General features: G+C 68.7%; 13 protein-coding genes. 5 read left to right on the top strand and 8 right to left on the bottom strand.

The features are described 5' to 3' along the window. Positions 1-25: 25 nt before the first annotated feature. The 3 genes from LPN01_RS03515 to LPN01_RS03525 all read right to left on the bottom strand — a co-directional run bounded on the left by LPN01_RS03515 (position 26) and on the right by LPN01_RS03525 (position 4,240). The gene (locus tag LPN01_RS03515; RefSeq protein WP_262826947.1) at positions 26-811 is read right to left on the bottom strand and encodes an enoyl-CoA hydratase/isomerase family protein; all 786 of its coding nucleotides are present in this window, start codon (positions 809-811) and stop codon (positions 26-28) included. 85 nt (positions 812-896) lie between these two features. Next, a complete protein-coding gene (locus LPN01_RS03520) occupies positions 897-3,371 on the bottom strand; it encodes a TonB-dependent receptor (protein ID WP_262826948.1) in 2,475 nt (824 codons plus the stop codon). Positions 3,372-3,568: 197 nt separating this feature from the next. Beyond that, positions 3,569-4,240, bottom strand: coding sequence for a TetR/AcrR family transcriptional regulator (locus LPN01_RS03525; RefSeq protein ID WP_262826949.1), 672 nt, complete (start codon positions 4,238-4,240; stop codon positions 3,569-3,571). A 52-nt stretch (positions 4,241-4,292) separates the two neighbouring features. Here LPN01_RS03525 and LPN01_RS03530 point away from each other — a divergent pair, with 52 nt between their 5' ends. The 5 genes from LPN01_RS03530 to LPN01_RS03550 are packed head-to-tail and all read left to right on the top strand — an operon-like array spanning position 4,293 to position 10,440. Further along, the gene (locus LPN01_RS03530) at positions 4,293-5,030 is read left to right on the top strand and encodes an SDR family NAD(P)-dependent oxidoreductase (protein WP_262826950.1); all 738 of its coding nucleotides are present in this window, start codon (positions 4,293-4,295) and stop codon (positions 5,028-5,030) included. 9 nt (positions 5,031-5,039) lie between these two features. After that, positions 5,040-6,329 (top strand): acyl-CoA dehydrogenase family protein, encoded by a 1,290-nt coding sequence (locus tag LPN01_RS03535; protein WP_262826951.1) that lies wholly within the window; start codon positions 5,040-5,042, stop codon positions 6,327-6,329. Further along, positions 6,329-7,384: a phosphotransferase family protein gene (locus tag LPN01_RS03540; protein WP_262826952.1), complete on the top strand. Its 1,056-nt coding sequence runs from the start codon at positions 6,329-6,331 to the stop codon at positions 7,382-7,384. Before LPN01_RS03535 ends, LPN01_RS03540 begins: the two co-directional genes overlap by 1 nt. Positions 7,385-7,393: 9 nt before the next feature. Further along, entirely contained in the window at positions 7,394-8,173 is a 780-nt protein-coding gene (locus tag LPN01_RS03545; protein WP_262826953.1) for an SDR family NAD(P)-dependent oxidoreductase, read from the top strand. Then, on the top strand, positions 8,170-10,440 hold the full coding sequence (locus tag LPN01_RS03550; protein WP_262826954.1) for a CoA transferase: 2,271 nt from the start codon (positions 8,170-8,172) through the stop codon (positions 10,438-10,440). The genes LPN01_RS03545 and LPN01_RS03550 overlap by 4 nt, the downstream gene beginning before the upstream one ends. 19 nt (positions 10,441-10,459) lie before the next feature. On the opposite strand, the gene LPN01_RS03555 is transcribed toward LPN01_RS03550, so the two are convergent. From LPN01_RS03555 to LPN01_RS03575, 5 genes are all read right to left on the bottom strand, one after another. Beyond that, complete coding sequence (locus LPN01_RS03555) at positions 10,460-10,864, bottom strand: PaaI family thioesterase (protein WP_262826955.1); 405 nt, start codon at positions 10,862-10,864, stop codon at positions 10,460-10,462. A gap of 67 nt (positions 10,865-10,931) precedes the next feature. Further along, complete coding sequence (gene lpdA / locus LPN01_RS03560) at positions 10,932-12,329, bottom strand: dihydrolipoyl dehydrogenase (RefSeq protein WP_262826956.1); 1,398 nt, start codon at positions 12,327-12,329, stop codon at positions 10,932-10,934. Positions 12,330-12,333: 4 nt separating this feature from the next. Beyond that, positions 12,334-13,611 carry a dihydrolipoamide acetyltransferase family protein gene (locus tag LPN01_RS03565; RefSeq protein WP_262826957.1) on the bottom strand — a complete coding sequence of 426 codons (1,278 nt, stop codon included), beginning with the start codon at positions 13,609-13,611 and terminating at the stop codon, positions 12,334-12,336. After that, positions 13,611-14,627 (bottom strand): alpha-ketoacid dehydrogenase subunit beta, encoded by a 1,017-nt coding sequence (locus LPN01_RS03570; protein ID WP_262826958.1) that lies wholly within the window; start codon positions 14,625-14,627, stop codon positions 13,611-13,613. The genes LPN01_RS03565 and LPN01_RS03570 overlap by 1 nt, the downstream gene beginning before the upstream one ends. Before the next feature lies 1 nt (position 14,628). Beyond that, complete coding sequence (locus LPN01_RS03575; RefSeq protein WP_262826959.1) at positions 14,629-15,849, bottom strand: 3-methyl-2-oxobutanoate dehydrogenase (2-methylpropanoyl-transferring) subunit alpha; 1,221 nt, start codon at positions 15,847-15,849, stop codon at positions 14,629-14,631. Between the last annotated feature and the right edge of the window lie 44 nt (positions 15,850-15,893).

Consider the following 15,893-nt stretch of genomic DNA (forward strand, 5'->3'; position numbering starts at 1 on the left):
GGAGCCCTTTCTCTTGGTCGTAGCCTCAACGTGCGGTGAACCGGGGCGCACGCTTTTCCCGAAATGCCGTCGCCGCTTCGATGCGGTCTTCCGTTGTCAGCAGCAGCGCGAACAGATGGCGCTCCAGCGCAAGGCCTTGGCGAAGGTCAAGTTCCGCACTGGCATAGGTGGCCGTGCGTACAAAGGCAGTCGCAGTCGGCGGCTTGGCCGCAATCCGGTGCGCCAGCGCATCCGCCGCCTCGAACAGCGTCTCGGTGCTCTCGTATAACCGGGTCACGATATTCAGCCGCTTGGCCTCGGTCCCATTGATGCGGTCGTTGCTGAGCATCAGGTCCAGCGCCGCACCGACGCCGATCAGCCGCGGCAGGCGCTGCGTACCGCCCGCGCCGGGGATCAGGCCGAGGCCGGTCTCGGGAAGTGCGAACACGGCATCCGTGCTGGCCATGCGGATGTCGCAGGCAAGCGCGATCTCGAACCCGCCCCCCATGCAGGCACCATGGATGGCTGCGATCGTCGGCGTCGACATCGCCTCGAATGCCGCGATCCAGGGGTCCTGGGACATGCGGCGATGCGCCTCTACAGGTGTCTCGACGGCGCGCTGCTCACGAATGTCCGCACCCGCGCAAAAGCCGCGCGCGCCGTTCCCGCGAACGACAATCGCGCGGACTCCGCCATCCGCGTCGAGTGTCCAAAGCGCCTCGGGCAAGCCTTGCCGGATCGAATCGTCGATCGCATTGATCCGATCCGGCCGGTTGAGGATGATCCGACCGATCGCGCCGTCGCGCTCGACCAGAATGGCGCCGGATTCCATCACGGTGTTCCCGCAGTTAAAGTGTCGTTGGAGCGCCGACCGCCTGACCGCGAGCCTGTCATCGCGATCGGCGTACCCGCAGGCGTCATTTGCCGCCGAAACGGAAGGTCACGCCGCCCCCGAACGTGAAGGGATCGCCGACCGTCCGCTGAACGAATCCGAGCCCCTGCGTATACAGATCGGCGAAGACCCGGCTGGTATATTTCTTGGCGGTGAGGTTGCGAGCGAACAGGAAGACCTCGGCGTTGGGCGATTGCAGCTGCAGGCCGATACGCGCGTTCAGCAACCCATAGCCGGGCAACCGTGTCAGCTGGTTCTGTGTCGCATAGGTCGCTAGCACGGCGGCGGATGCACCGGGAGGCGGGGTAACAGGACTGATCACCATCTTGCCTATATAGGCATAATCCATGTGCAGACGCAGGTCGCCCAGCGACACCGGCACCGTCTGCGTACCGCCGATGGAGAATTGCTTCTTCGCCAACTGCGGCAGCGGCTCGCCGCTCCGGTCGACCGTGACGTTGGCACCGTTGACCGACTGGACTTCGTTGAAGCTCCCCTTCTCATATTTGCCGTCGAGCAGGCTCAGCGATCCGTTCAGCTCCATCCCGGTCCAGGGAACGGCGGTCACCTCGAACTCGGCACCCCAGATCCGGGCATTGCCGGCGTTCACGAGATATTGGGTGGGCTGCTGCGTGCCCGGCACCAGCGCGCCGATCTGCTTCTGCAGTCCGTTGGTCCAGCTGTTGAACAGCGCCACATTGGTCCGCAGACGACGATTAAACCAGTCCAGCTTGGCGCCGACCTCGACGTCCTTGACCTTTTCGGGATCGAACGCCGGGATCGAGCCGGCGCGGACGTTCCAGCCGCCGGACTTGGACGCGCCCCGGGTCTGAGCATACAGGAAGACGTCGCTGTTCGGCCGATAGTCGAAACCGACCGTCCAGGCCGGATAGTCGAAGGTCGCCTTTTGAGTCTGGTCGCAGACCGAACCCGCATCCTTCATGGCCACCGTGCAGGTGCTCGGATCGCCGAGCCGCGATTTGTTGTGGAGCACGACGTTGCGATTGTCCCATGTCCAGCGGATCCCACCAGTGAAGCGCAACTGTTCGGTGATGTTGTAGTTGCCCTGCGCGAACAGACCCTTGGTGATGTTTGTCACGTCGGCAGCGTTTTCGGTGATGAAGCGCGGAGCGGGGATAAAGCCGAACGTCTGCGAGACGCTCGATTCATAGCCCGTCTCGCGGCTGTAATAGGCGCCCAGGATATAGTTCAGGCGCGTCCCCGCCTTGCCCGAGAGCTGGAATTCCTGCGACACCTGCTCCGATCCGTAGCCTGATCGCGTCGTCAGCAAGGGGATAGGCGTACCGTCCGTATCGATCAATCCGGTCGAATTGCTGTACCGGTAGCCGGTGATCGATTTCAGGGAGATGTCGCCAAGATCGACGTTGATCGTCCCGCCGAAGCCATAGGCGACGACCTGGTTCTGGGGCTTTTCCAGATACAGGTCGCGGACCTTGGCCGGCAGGCTGTTGTAGATCGCCGTGCCCGCCGCGTTGACCGTCGGCAGGACGAACGCGGTCCCGTTGGTTTCGTACCAGGTCGACTTTGTCTGGAGATACTGGCTCAGAACGGGCACGATCGCCGCCCCGCCCGGCAGCGCCGAGAACACCGCCGGGTTGAAGGCGACGAGGCCGATCTTCTGGCCGTTGTCGTTGATCTTGTTGTAGTCGCCGGACAGCGTGACGTCCCAGCCCGAACCCTGATACCGCAGCTTGCCGCGGACGAAATAGCTTTCGGGATCGTCGGCATAGCCGTTCAGCGCGACGTTTTTCACATAGCCGTTGCGTTCGTGATAATTGCCGTTGATGCGGGCCGACAATCCTTCGGCGAGCGGCGCGTTCACGGTCAGCCCGAGGCTGCGATAGTCGTAATTGCCAACCTCTGCCTTGGCGATCACCTCGAGATAATCCTTGGGCTGCGCGGTGATGATGTTGACCGCGCCGCCCGTCGTGTTGCGGCCGAACAGCGTCCCCTGCGGCCCCCGCAGGATTTCGACGCGCTCGAGATCGTCGAGGTCGGTCTGACCCTGCGACGGCCGCGGGATGTACACGCCGTCGACATAGGTCGCCACGGTGGGATCGTTGGCCGTCCCCGGATTTTGATTGTTCTGACCGCGCAGCGACACGAAGACGAGCCCCGAGACCGATGGGCCGCCGGTCTGGATCGAGAAGCTGGGCGTCACGCGCTGGAGATCGGTCGCGTCCTGGATCTGCGCGGTCTCGAGCTGCTGCGACCCGAGCGCGGTGACGGCAACCGGGGTGGACTGCAGGGTTTCCTCGCGGCGCCGGGCGGTGACGACGATGTCTTGAATGCCGCCCTGCTTCGCCGCCGGCGACGTCGCCGCGCCGTTGGGGCTGGACGCGGCCGAATCGACCGACACCGGTGCCGGCGGCGTCGGATCGGCCGGCGGACTGGCCTTCTGCGCCAGCGCGGCGCCGGACGACAGGATCGACACGGTCCCCAGCAAGATGCGGACCCGTGCGGTGAAAACATTCCTCATTCCGACATCCTCCCAACGATTGTGTGCCGAACTCTTCCGGTTCGGACGTTGCATTCCCCTAGCGCGATTTTGGATCGCTGTGAATTCTAAAATCAGAACACCGTGTTTGATGTCAGAAAGGTTCACGTCGCACGACGGGATAACGCCGACGTTGCGGAACGGGGCGCCGGTCGCCGGCGCTTCGATCGCGCCGCGGCTCAGGCCGATGCGGTGCGCGTCGCCTCGGAGACCGGCCCGGTCAGCATGGCGACCAGCGCGTCGAGCAGATTTTCCATCGTGCTCCCGCTCGTCCAGAACCGGAGATGTTCGCGCTGGTGATCTAGCGACGCCTCGCGCGCCGCCATGATCGCGCGCAGCGACAGGCTTAGGAACACCAGCCGCTGTTCGAGCAGGGGGGCGGGGATTTCGCTCGCCAGCCGGCGGATATGGACCAGCGCGCGCTGGTACCCCGCGCTCCAGCGGCCCGCCAGCGTGTCGCTGAGCAGCGCGCGCTCCTGCAGCCCGAGATTGCTGATGAAGCGGATATAGGTATCCTCCTCGCCGGGGCCCTCGCCCAGATCGGTGGACGGCCAGACCAGCACTTCGACCGCCTCGCGAACGTCGTGCGGCCCGCCCGTGGCCTCCGCCGCGTCGAGCCGCGCCTGGCGCCGCTCGTCGATCACCTGCGCGCCGTCGACGATCAGCTCGCGGACCAGCGCCTCCTTGGTGCGGAAATAATAATGAAGCGACCCGCCGTTCTTCTGACCGGTGGCCGCGACGATCTCGCGGGTCGAGACGCCGTGGATGCCCTTCATGGCGAACAGCCGGCGCGCCGCCAGCTTGATCTGATCGCGGGTTTCGTCGCCTCGCAGGCTTGACTTGGACTGCATCCAAGCGGATTAGGTCAATCGCTTTAGCGAATCAACCTAGTTGGGCGTGCCAGTGTCGGATCTCGATTTCAGCGGAAAGACGGTGCTGGTCGTCGGCGGCTCCAGCGGCATCGGCAACGGCATCGCCCAGGCGTTCCTCACGCGCGGCGCCGTGGTGTGCGTCACCGGCACGCGGGGGTCGCCGGCGGAGTACGACGCGGCCGACGGCTCCGATCTCGACGGGCTGGACTATCAGACGCTCGACCTGACCGATCCGCTGGCGCTCGATTGCTGGACGCCGCGGTTCGACGCGCTCGACGTGCTGGTGCTCTGCCAGGGCGCGGTTCGCTATGGCCGCGCCGAATTCGAACTCGACGTCTTTCGCGAGATCGTCGAGATCAACCTGAGCAGCGTCATGGCGTGCGCGACGCGGTTCCACCCGCTGCTCGCCGCGAGCGTCGGATCGGTGATCGTCATCAGCTCGATCGCCGCATTCGGTGCGCGCATTGGCAACCCCGCCTATGCTGCCTCGAAGGCGGCGGCGGTCGCGCTCGTCAAGACGCTGGCGGAGGCGTGGGCGGCGGACGGCATCCGGGTGAACGGCATCGCGCCGGGGCTGGTCCCGTCCAAGCTCACGACGATCACCACCGGCGACGAGAAGCGGCTCGCCTCCACGTTGCGGCGCATTCCGATCGGGCGACTGGGCACGCCGGACGAGATCGCTGGCGCGGCGCTGTTCCTGGCGTCGCCACTCGCTTCCTATGTTGTCGGCCACACCATCGTGGTCGACGGCGGCAAAAGCTTATCCTGAGGAACGACGATGGCATGGGACTTCGAGACCGATCCGGCCTTCCAGCCCGAGCTCGACTGGATCGAGGCGTTCACCCGCAACGAGATCGAGCCGCTCGATCACGTGCTGGGCAATCACTACGACGTGAACGCGCCGGGCTTCGTGAAGCTCGTCCGTCCGCTGCAGGCGCGGGTGCGTGAACGCGGCCTGTGGGCCTGCCACCTCGGCCCCGAGCTCGGCGGCCAGGGCTATGGGCAGATCAAGCTCGCGCTGATGAACGAGATCATCGGGCGGACGCGGTTCGGCCCGATCGTGTTCGGCGCGCAGGCGCCCGATTCGGGCAATGCCGAGATACTGGCGCATTACGGCACCGCGGACCAGAAGGCGCGGTATCTGCGCCCGCTGCTCGATAACGCGATCGTCTCGTGCTTCTCGCTGACCGAGCCGCATGGCGGCGCCGACCCGCTGATGATCCGGACGTGCGCGGTCCGCGACGGCGATTCCTGGGTTATCGACGGCGAGAAATGGTTCTCCACCAACGCCCGCTACGCGGCGTTCTTCATCGTCATGGCGGTCACCGACGAGGATGCGGCGCCTCATCGGCGCGCGTCGATGTTCATCCTGCCCGGCGACACCCCCGGCATCGAGGTGGTGCGCAACGTCGGCTATGGCGGCGACACGCCGACCCACGCCTATCTGCGGCTGAGCGGCGTGCGCGTCCCGCTGGATCACATGCTCGGCGAACCGGGCCAAGGCTTCGTCGTCGCGCAGACCCGCCTGGGCGGCGGCCGCGTCCACCACGCCATGCGCACGATCGCCAAGGCGCGCGAGGCGTTCGACCGGATGTGCGAGCGCGTCCTGTCGCGCAGCACCCAGGGCGGGCTGCTGGCCGACAAGCAGATGGTGCAGGAAAAGATCGCGGACAGCTGGATCGAACTGGAGCAGTTCCGCCTGCTGGTGCTGCGCACCGCATGGCTGATCGACAAGCACGGCGACTACAAGCTGGTCCGCAAGGACATCGCCGCGGTCAAGGCGGCGATGCCCAAGCTGCTGCACGACATCGCCAGCCGGGCGCTGCATCTGCACGGCTCGCTCGGGCTGTCGGACGAGATGCCGTTCATGCACTGGGTCAACGAATCCTATTTCTTGGCGCTCGCGGACGGCCCGACCGAGGTGCACAAGGTGACCGTCGCGAAACAGGTGCTGCGCGGCTATCGGCCGAGCACGACGCTGTTCCCCGACTATCACCTGCCGCAGGTGCGGGCCGCCGCGGTGGCGCGGTACGGCGCCGACCTGGAAGCGTTCGAGACCGCCTTCTGATGGCGATCGACCGCCCCGTCGGACTGGACCTGGTCGACTTCGCGGCGCTGTCGGCGTGGATGGACGACGAGGGCCTGGGCGAAGGCGCGATATCCGACATCGTGCCGCTGACCGGCGGATCGCAGAACGTGATCGTGCGGTTCGCGCGCGGCGGCACCGACTATGTGCTGCGCCGTCCGCCCGCGCATCCCAGCGCCGACGGCAACGCGACGATGCGGCGCGAAGCGCGCATCCTGCGCGCGCTGGTGGGGACCGCGGTGCCGCACCCGCGGCTGATCGGCGCCTGTGCGGACGAAACGGTGCTGGGCGCCGCCTTCTATCTGATGGAGCCGGTCGACGGCTTCAATCCCGGCGTCGGCCTACCGTCGCTGCACGCCGGCGACCCCGCCATTCGCCATGCGATGGGCCTTGCGATGGTGGATGCGATCGCGGCGCTCGGCGCGCTCGACCACCGCGCGCTCGGGCTGGCGGATTTCGGCAATCCCGACGGCTTCCTGACCCGCCAGGTCGGCCGCTGGCAGCGTCAGCTGGACGGCTATGGCCGCCATGCCGGCTGGCCCGGTGCCGCCGCGCTGCCGGGCGTCGGCGAACTGGCGCTCTGGCTGGAACGGGAATGCCCGGCGCGGTTCGATCCCGGCATCCTGCACGGCGACTTCCACCTGAAGAACGTGCTGTTTCGGTACGACGGCCCCGCGATCGCGGCGGTGATCGACTGGGAACTGGCGACGATCGGCGATCCGATGCTCGACCTCGGCTGGCTGCTCGCCACCTGGCGCGACCAGGGCGCCCCGGCGTCGGAGGCGCAGATCGTCGTCGAGCCGTGGGACGGTTTCGCGACGTCGCGGGATCTGATCGCGCGCTACGGCGCGGCGAGCGGCCGCGACGTCTCGCGCGCCGATTGGTATGCGGTGCTCGCCTGTTTCAAGCTGGCGATCCTGCTCGAAGGCAGCTTCGCGCGCGCCTGTGCCGGCAAGGCACCGCGCGCGATCGGCGACCGGCTCCACGCCAGCGCGGTGCGGCTGCTCGGCAAGGCCGCGCGGATCGCGGCGGGATAGGAGCAAGAGATGGAACTGACGGGCAAACGCATCATCATCACCGGCGGCGCCAGCGGCATCGCCGCGTCGGCGGTCCGCGGCCTGGTCGCGGGCGGCGCCCGGGTCGCGAGCATCGACGTGGCGACCGACGCCGGCGCGCAGGTCGTCGCCACCGCGAATGCCGCGGGGGGGGCCGGCTTGGCCACGTTCCACACCGCAAGCGTGGTCGATCGCCCGGGGTTCTTTGCCGCGGTCGACGCCGCCGTTCAGGTGATGGGCGGGCTGGACGGGCTGATCCACGCCGCGGGCGTGCAGCAATACAAGCCAGCCGAGGATCTGGACGACGACGATTGGGACCGCGTCATGGGGATCAACGCGCGCGGCACGATGATAGCCAACCAAGCCGTCTTTCCGCATCTGAAGGCCAATGGCGGCGGGCGGATCGTCAATTTCGCGTCGGCGGCGGGGCTGGTCGGATTGCCCGGCGCGCCGCATTATTCGGCGTCCAAGGGCGCCGTGCTCGGCTGGACGCGCGCGTTGGCGCAGGCCTGGGCGCAGCACGGGATCACGGTCAATGCGGTCGCGCCGGCGATGTGGACCGCGATGTACGATGCGACGCGCGGCCGGCTCAGCCCCGACGAACTGGTCGCGCACGACGCGATGATGGCGCGCGCGATCCCGCTTGGCGGCAGGCTGGGCGATCCCGATATCGACATGACGCCGGTGCTGGCGTTCCTGGTCGGCGACGGCGCGCGCTTCATCACCGGCCAGACGCTGCCGGTGGACGGCGGCACGGCGATGACGCGATGAGCCCGACCCCGGCGGCCGACATGCCGGCGCAGATCCTTGCCGGGCTCCGCGTGCTGGACCTGTCGCACGGTATCCCCGGGCCGATGGCCGCGCTGCAGCTGTCCGAGGCGGGGGCCGACGTCGTGAAGGTGACGATTCCGGGCGAGGCCCGCGACGAGGACGCGCCCGACATCCTCGCGGCGGTGCTCGATCGGTTCAAGCAGCGGATCGTGCTCGACGGCGCGGCGGACGGCATCGACGACACGCTCGACCGTCTGCTCGCCGAAGCGGACGTGCTGATCCACGATCTGCCGCCCGCGGTCGCGCGACGCCGCGGCCTGGACGATGCGCGGCTGTTCGCGCGGTATCCGCGCCTGATCGTCTCGGCGGTCACCGGCTGGCCCGCGACGCATGCGAAGGCCGAGGCGCCGGCGCGCGAGACGCTCGTCCTGGCCGCGCTCGGCATCCTCGACGAACAGCCGGGCCATCGCCCGGGCCCGGTGTTCGTGCGGATGCCGTTCGCCAGCTGGACCGCAGGCTGGCTCGCGGCGATCGCGGTCGTGGCGCGGCTGATCGCGCGGACCCGCGACGGGCATGGCGGCGCGGCGCACACCAGCCTGGCGCAGGCGGCGCTCGTGCCGATGACGATGCACTGGTCGCGCGCCGAGACGCCCTCCCCCGCCTTTGCCAAGGGGCTGTCCAAGGATATCCCGATCCCGCTGCACCAGGCGTCCGACGGCCGGTGGATCCATGTCCATTATTCCCCCGACAAGGCGCCGTGGATGGCGGACGCGCTGGCCGCGATGGGCCCCGACGCGGTCCGGCGTGAGAATGCGCGCTTCGCGCCCTCGCACGTCGCGCCCAATTACGGGGCCAACAAGGCGATCATCGCCGGGCGCCCCGCCGCGGACTGGGTCGCGCATTTCTGGGCGCACGACGTCGCCGCGCAGATCGCCGCGCCGTTCGGCGAGATCTATGCGGACCCACAGGCGGCGGCCAACGGCTTCGTCGCGACCGTCGAGGACCCGGTGCTCGGCGCGACGCTGCAGCCCGGCGTCCCCTTCACGGTCGCGCCGGCGTCGCGCATCCGGCATTCGACCGCCGGGCTCGAGACCGACGCCGACGCGATCCTGCGGCGCTGGACGCCGCGCGCAGCGGTCGCGGTGCCAGCGGCGACCGCACCCCGCGCACCACTCGACGGGCTGAAGGTGCTCGACCTCGGCGCGTATCTGGCGGGTCCGTTCGCGACGATGCTGCTGGCCGATCTCGGCGCCGACGTGATCAAGGTGGAGCCGCCGACGGGCGACGCGATGCGCCGGCTCGAGCGCCAGTTCGCGGGTATCCAGCGCGGCAAGCGCGGCCTGGCGATGATGCTCGGCCGTCCCGAGACCGGCGCGGCGACCGCGGCGCTCGCGCGCTGGGCCGATGTCGTGCACCACAATATCCGCCGGCCCGCGGCGCGCAAGCTGGGCGTCGACTACGACACGCTGAAGGCGGAGCATGCCGACATCGTCTATTGCCATGTCAGTTCCTATGGTCCGCTCGGCGAGCGCGCCGACTGGCCGGGCTTCGACCAGCTGTTCCAGGCGGCGTGCGGCTGGGAGGTCGAGAATGGCGGCGCGGGCAATCCGCCGCTGTGGCTGCGCTTCGGCATCGTCGACTTCTACGGCGGGCTCGCGTCGGTGTTCGCGACCCTGCTGGCGCGCGTCGAGCATGGCCGCAGCGGCGCAGGACAGGCGGTCGCGGCCTCGCTGCTGGGCGGCGCTATGCTGACGATGGCGGAGGCGATCATTCCGGCGAACGGCGGCCTGACGCCGATCGCGCATCTCGACCACGCGCAGATGGGGGTGTTGCGGCACCACCGGCTATATGCGACCGGCACCGACTGGATCGCGGTGGCCGCGCTCGCCGACCGCGAGCGCGCCGCGTTCGACGTGGTCGTCGGCGCGGATGCGGGGGCCTGGCTCGCCGGGCGCGACGCCGATGCGGCCTTGTCGCAATTGGCCGAGGCGGGCGTGCCTGCGGAACGCGTCGCGCGCGCGCAGCATGACGCGTTCCTCGATTCGGCGGATCATGCGGCGGCCGGGCTTCACGCCGACTATCCCCACCGGGAGTACGGGCACGTGCGGCAGATCGGCGGTTTCTGGGATTTCGACGACCTGCCGCTGCATCTCGGCCTGGCGTCGCCGGCGCTCGGCGAACATACCGCCGAGACGCTGGCCATGGTCGGGATCGATGCGGCGGCGCGCGCGGCGTTGTCGGCGCAAGGGCTGATCCACCAGGCCTGACGCCCCGCCGCGCGCGGGCTTAGTCGGCGGCGGTGTCGCGTGCCGCGCGGTGCGCCTTCAGCCCGGCCTCGTGACGCTCGAAATGGTCGCTGCGGCGCTCCACCCAGACGCCGTGCGCCCGTGCCAGCGGGGTCGCGTCGCCGGCCAGGGTCAAGGTCGCCGAGAGCATCCAGCGCCGCCCCTCCTGCGCATCGATCGACACCGCGATCGCGAGCGGCTCCTCGACCGGCACGGGCTTCAGAAAGTCGGTCGTCAGCGTCGCGGTCACCGCGGGAATGCCGCGCTGGCCGAGCGAACGCCCCATCACGTCGTCGAAGACCGCCGCGGTCCAGCCGCCATGCGCGACGCGCGGTCCGGCGTGAAAGGTCGCGGCGCACACGACCGCCGCCAGCGCGGCGTCGTCCGTCAGCGAGATCGGCCCCACCCCCAATCGGCAGCGACCATAAGCGCGGCAGCTGCCGCACAGGAATTCTGGCGCGCTCCCGGCCGGATCAGACATGGATCGCATGCCCGAGCGCGGCGAGCGCGCTTTCGTGGATCGCCTCGCAGAGCGTGGGGTGCGCATGGATGATGCCCGCGACATCCTCCAGCACCGCGCCCATCTCGATCAGCGTGCCGAACTCGCCGGCGAATTCGGAGATATGCGCGCCGACCGCCTGGATGCCCAGGATCCGGTGATCCGACGCGCGCGCCGTGACCCGGACGAAGCCGCCATCGTCGCCCGCGTCCATCGACAGGGCGCGGCCATTGGCGAGGAACGGGAACTGGCCGACGATCGTCGCGGTGCCGGCGGGCACGTCGTGCGGCGACAGGCCGACGCTCACGATCTCGGGCTCCGTGAAGCATACCGCGGGGATCGCCAGCGGGGCGAACCGGCGCGTCTTGCCTGCGATGATCTCCGCGACGCATTCGCCCTGTGCCGAGGCCTTGTGCGCCAGCATCGGTTCGCCGACCAGATCGCCGATCGCCCAGACGTTGGTGGTCGAGGTCGCGCAGCGATCGTCGACGCGAACGAAGCGACCGTCCATCGCCAGGTTCATCGCCTCCAGCCCCCAGCCCGCGACGTTGGGCGTGCGCCCGACCGTGACGAGGATGCGATCGGCGGGCAGCACGCAGCGCGCGCCGTCTGCGGTCTCGATCGCGAGGCCCTCCCCTTCCTCGCCCACCGCGCGCGCGCCGAGATGCACCGCGACGTCGTGCGCCTTCAGCCAGCGCCGCACCGGATCGGTCAGCTTCGCGTCGTAGAGCGGCAGGATGCGATCGGCCATCTCGACGATCGTCACCTGCGCGCCAAGCTTGCGGTACGCGATGCCGAGTTCCAGCCCGATATAGCCGGCGCCGACGACGACGAGCGCCTCGGGCACCGCGGACAGCGCCAGCGCCTGGGTGGACGAGACGATCTTGCCGCCGAACGGCAGGAACGGAAGCTCGACGGGCAGCGAGCCGGTCGCGAGGATCACGTGTTCCGCCGCGATCGCGACCGGACCGTTGGCGGTCGCGACGCTGCACGTCTTGGCGTCGGAGAACACCGCGTGGCCCGCGACGACCCTGACCTTTGCCTTGCGCAGCAATCCGGCGACACCGCCGCTCAGGCGATCGACCACGCCGTCCTTCCACGCGATCGTCGCGCCGAAATCGAGCGTCGGGGCGGCCGACAGGCCGATGCCGAAGCGCGGCGTTCGGGCCGCCTCCGCCATCTCGGCATGCAGCGACGCGACGTGGATCAGCGCCTTGGACGGGATGCAGCCGCGGATCAGGCAGGTGCCGCCTAGCCGTTCGGCATCCACCAGTACCGTATCAAGCCCGAGCTGCCCGGCGCGGATCGCGGCGACATAGCCGCCGGGACCGCCGCCGACGACGAGCACTTTCGGGGTGAGGATATCGGCCATCGGATCAGTCCATGAACAGGAGCGCGGGGTGTTCGATCAGCCGCTTCAGCCGCTGCACGAACAGCGCGGCGTCGTAGCCGTCGACGATCCGGTGATCGAACGACGAGGACAGGTTCATCATCTTCCGCACCGTCACGAAGCTGCCGTCGACGACCGGCCGCTCGACGATCTTGTTGGGCCCGATGATCGCGACCTCGGGGTGGTTGATGACCGGCGTCGTCGCGATCCCGCCGAGCGTCCCCAGGCTGGTGATCGTGATCGTCGAGCCGCTCAGATCCCCGCGCGCCGCGGTGCCGTCGCGCGCCGCCGCGGTGACGCGCGCGACCTCTGCGGCGAGACCCCAGATGTCGCGGCTTTCGGCGTGGCGGACGACCGGCACCATCAGCCCGCCCGGCGTCTGCGTCGCGATGCCGATATGGATGCCGTCATAAGCGTGCAACACGCCCGCATCGTCGTCGTAGCGCGCGTTGATCTGCGGGAAGTCGGGCAACGCCCTGACCAGCGCCTGCATGAAGAACGGCAGCAGCGTCAGCTTCGGCTGATCGGGCTTGCGATGCGCGTTCAGGTCCTGGCGGAGCTTTTCCAGCTCGGTGACATCGGCTTCCTCGACATAGGCGATGTGCGGGATGCGGCGCTTGGCCTCCTGCATCTTCTCGGCGATCTTGCGGCGCAGGCCGATGATCTTCGTGTCGTTCACGCCGTCGCGCGCGGCGTAGCGGACATCGCCGACCGCCGCCGCACCGTCGCTTGCCAGATAGGCGTCGAGATCGTCCGGCGTGATCCGCCCGCCCGGTCCGGTGCCGGGCACGAACTGCAACGCGACGCCGCGCGCGAACGCGCGCGCGCGGGTGGCGGGGGAGGCGAGCGGCGCATCGCCCTCGGCCCGCGCGGCGAAGACCGCGGGCTTGGCCGGCGAGGACGGCGGGGGCGACGGTGCCGGGGGCGGCAGCGGATCGCTTGCCGCGGGCCCCGGCTCGGGCGACGGCGCGGGCGCGGCGGGCACCGCGTCGACGACGATGTCCGCCTCGGCATTGCCCTGGCCCTCGACCGCCAGCTCGACAAGCACCGACCCGACCGACAGCATCGCGCCGATCTCGCCGTGGATCGCGGTCACGACGCCATCGACCGGCGCGGTCATGTCGACCGTCGCCTTGTCGGTCATCACGTCGACCAGGCTCTGGTCCTCCTTGACCACATCGCCCGGCTTCACGTGCCAGACGACGATCTCGGCCTCGGCGACGCCCTCGCCGACATCGGGCAGCCGGAACAGATAACGCCCCATCACCTGTTCTCCATCGTGCGCGCGAGTGCTTTTGCGAGGCGCGCGGGGCCGGGGAAATAATCCCATTCGAACGCGTGCGGATAGGGCGTGTCCCAGCCGGCGACGCGTTCGATCGGGCTCTTGAGCGCCCAGAAGCAGCGTTCCTGCACCAGCGCGGCGAGTTCGCCGCCAAACCCGCCGAACTTCGACGCCTCGTGCAGGATCACGCAGCGCCCGGTCTTGGCGACCGACGCGACGATCGTGTCGATGTCGAGCGGCACGATCGAGCGCAGGTCGATCAGCTCGGCATCGACTCCGCTGTCGGCGATCCCGGCCTTGGCGACATGCACCATCGTCCCGTAGGCGAGCACCGTCGCCGCGCTCCCCTCGCGTACCACCGCCGCCTTGCCAAGCGGCACGGTATAATGCCCTTCGGGCACCTCGGCGGTGGGATCGCCGGCCCAGGTCTTCAGCGCCTGGTCGTGGCGCCCGTCGAACGGCCCGTTGTAGAGCCGCTTGGGTTCGAGGAAGATGACTGGATCGTCGTCCTCGATCGCCGCGATAAGCAGGCCCTTCGCGTCATAGGGGTTGGACGGGATCACCGTCTTCAGCCCGGTGATATGCGCGAAGATCGCCTCGGGGCTCTGGCTGTGCGTCTGGCCGCCGAAGATGCCGCCGCCATAGGGTGATCGCACCGTGATCGGTGCCCAGAACTCGCCGTTCGACCGATAGCGCAACCGCGCCGCCTCGCTGACCAGCTGATCGAACGCCGGCAGGATGTAATCCGCGAACTGGATCTCGGGCACTGGCCTGAGGCCATACGCGCCCATCCCGATCGCGGTGGCGATGATGCCGCCTTCGCTGATCGGCGCGTCGAAGCAGCGCTGCATGCCGTGCTTCTTCTGCAACCCGTCGGTGACGCGGAACACGCCGCCGAAATACCCGACATCCTGCCCGAAGATCAGCGTGTCGGGGTCGTCGCCGAGCTTCACGTCGAGCGCGGAGTTGAGCGCCTGGATCATGGTCATCGTCGCCATGTCAGATCCCCATCTCGCGCCGCTGCTCGATCACGCGCCAGTCGGGTTCCTTGAAGACGCCTTCGAACATCTCGGCGACGCTCGGCTTGGACTGGCCGAGCGAGCCGACCGCATCGGCGGCGCGTTGCGCGTCGCGCAGCGCTTCGGTCAGTTCGGCCTCCAGCTGCGCATGGCGCTCGTCGGACCATTCGCCGAGCCCGATCAGATGCGTCTTCAGCCGCGCGATCGGATCGCCGAGCGGCCAGTGCTCGGCCTCGTCGGTGGGGCGGTATTTGGTCGGATCGTCCGAGGTCGAATGCCCGGCGACGCGGTAGGTGACGAACTCGATCAGCGTCGCGCCCAGATTGGCGCGCGCGCGCGCGGCCGCCCATTTGGTCGCCGCCCACACCGCGAGGAAATCATTGCCGTCGACCCGCAGGCCCGGCAGGCCGTACGCGATCGCCTTGGCCGCAAACGTGGTCTGCTCGGCGCCCGCGATGCCGGCGAAGCTGGAGATCGCCCATTGGTTGTTGGTGATCGCGAGCACCGCTGGCGCGCGGTAGACGCTGGCAAAGGTCAGCGCCTCGTGGAAATCGCCCTCCGCAGTCGTCCCCTCGCCGATATAGCCGAGCGCGATGTGCCTCCCGCCCTTGTACGCCGACGCCATCGCCCAGCCGACGGCATGGCCGAACCGGCTGCCGACATTGCCCGACAGCGAATAGAAGCCGTATTCGCGCGCCGAATAGAGTATGGGCAGCTGGCGTCCCTTCAGCGGGTCCTTGGCGTTCGAATAGATCTGGTTGATCATGTCCTCGAGCGGATAGCCGCGCGCGATCAGCCAGCCCTGCACGCGGTAGGTGGGAAAGCACATGTCCCCCGCCTCGAGTGCCAGCGACTGCGCGACGCCGATCGCCTCTTCACCGGTCGACTTCATGAAGAAGCTCGTCTTGCCCTGACGGTGCGCACGGAACATCCGATCCTCGAACAACCGCGTCTGCAGCATCGCGCGCAGCCCGCGACGCATCGTCTCCGCGTCGAGCTTGGGGTCCCAGGCGCTGCCAGTCTCGCCGATCACCCGGACCAGACCATAGGGCAAGTCGCGCAAGGCCGTCTCCGGCGTATCGGGATCTGGGCGGACCGCCGCCGCGCCGGTCGCGAAGCTCAGATGGTCGAAACTGGCCGCCTCGCCCGGTCGCGCGACAGGCTGCGGAATATGCAGGGCCAATGATACCTCATCGGTCATGAGCGGTGCGATCCTCTCTAAAACGGCTTTGATCCGCCTGTGTA

This window comes from Sphingomonas sp. A2-49 (assembly GCF_025548555.1).
Lineage (GTDB): Bacteria > Pseudomonadota > Alphaproteobacteria > Sphingomonadales > Sphingomonadaceae > Sphingomonas.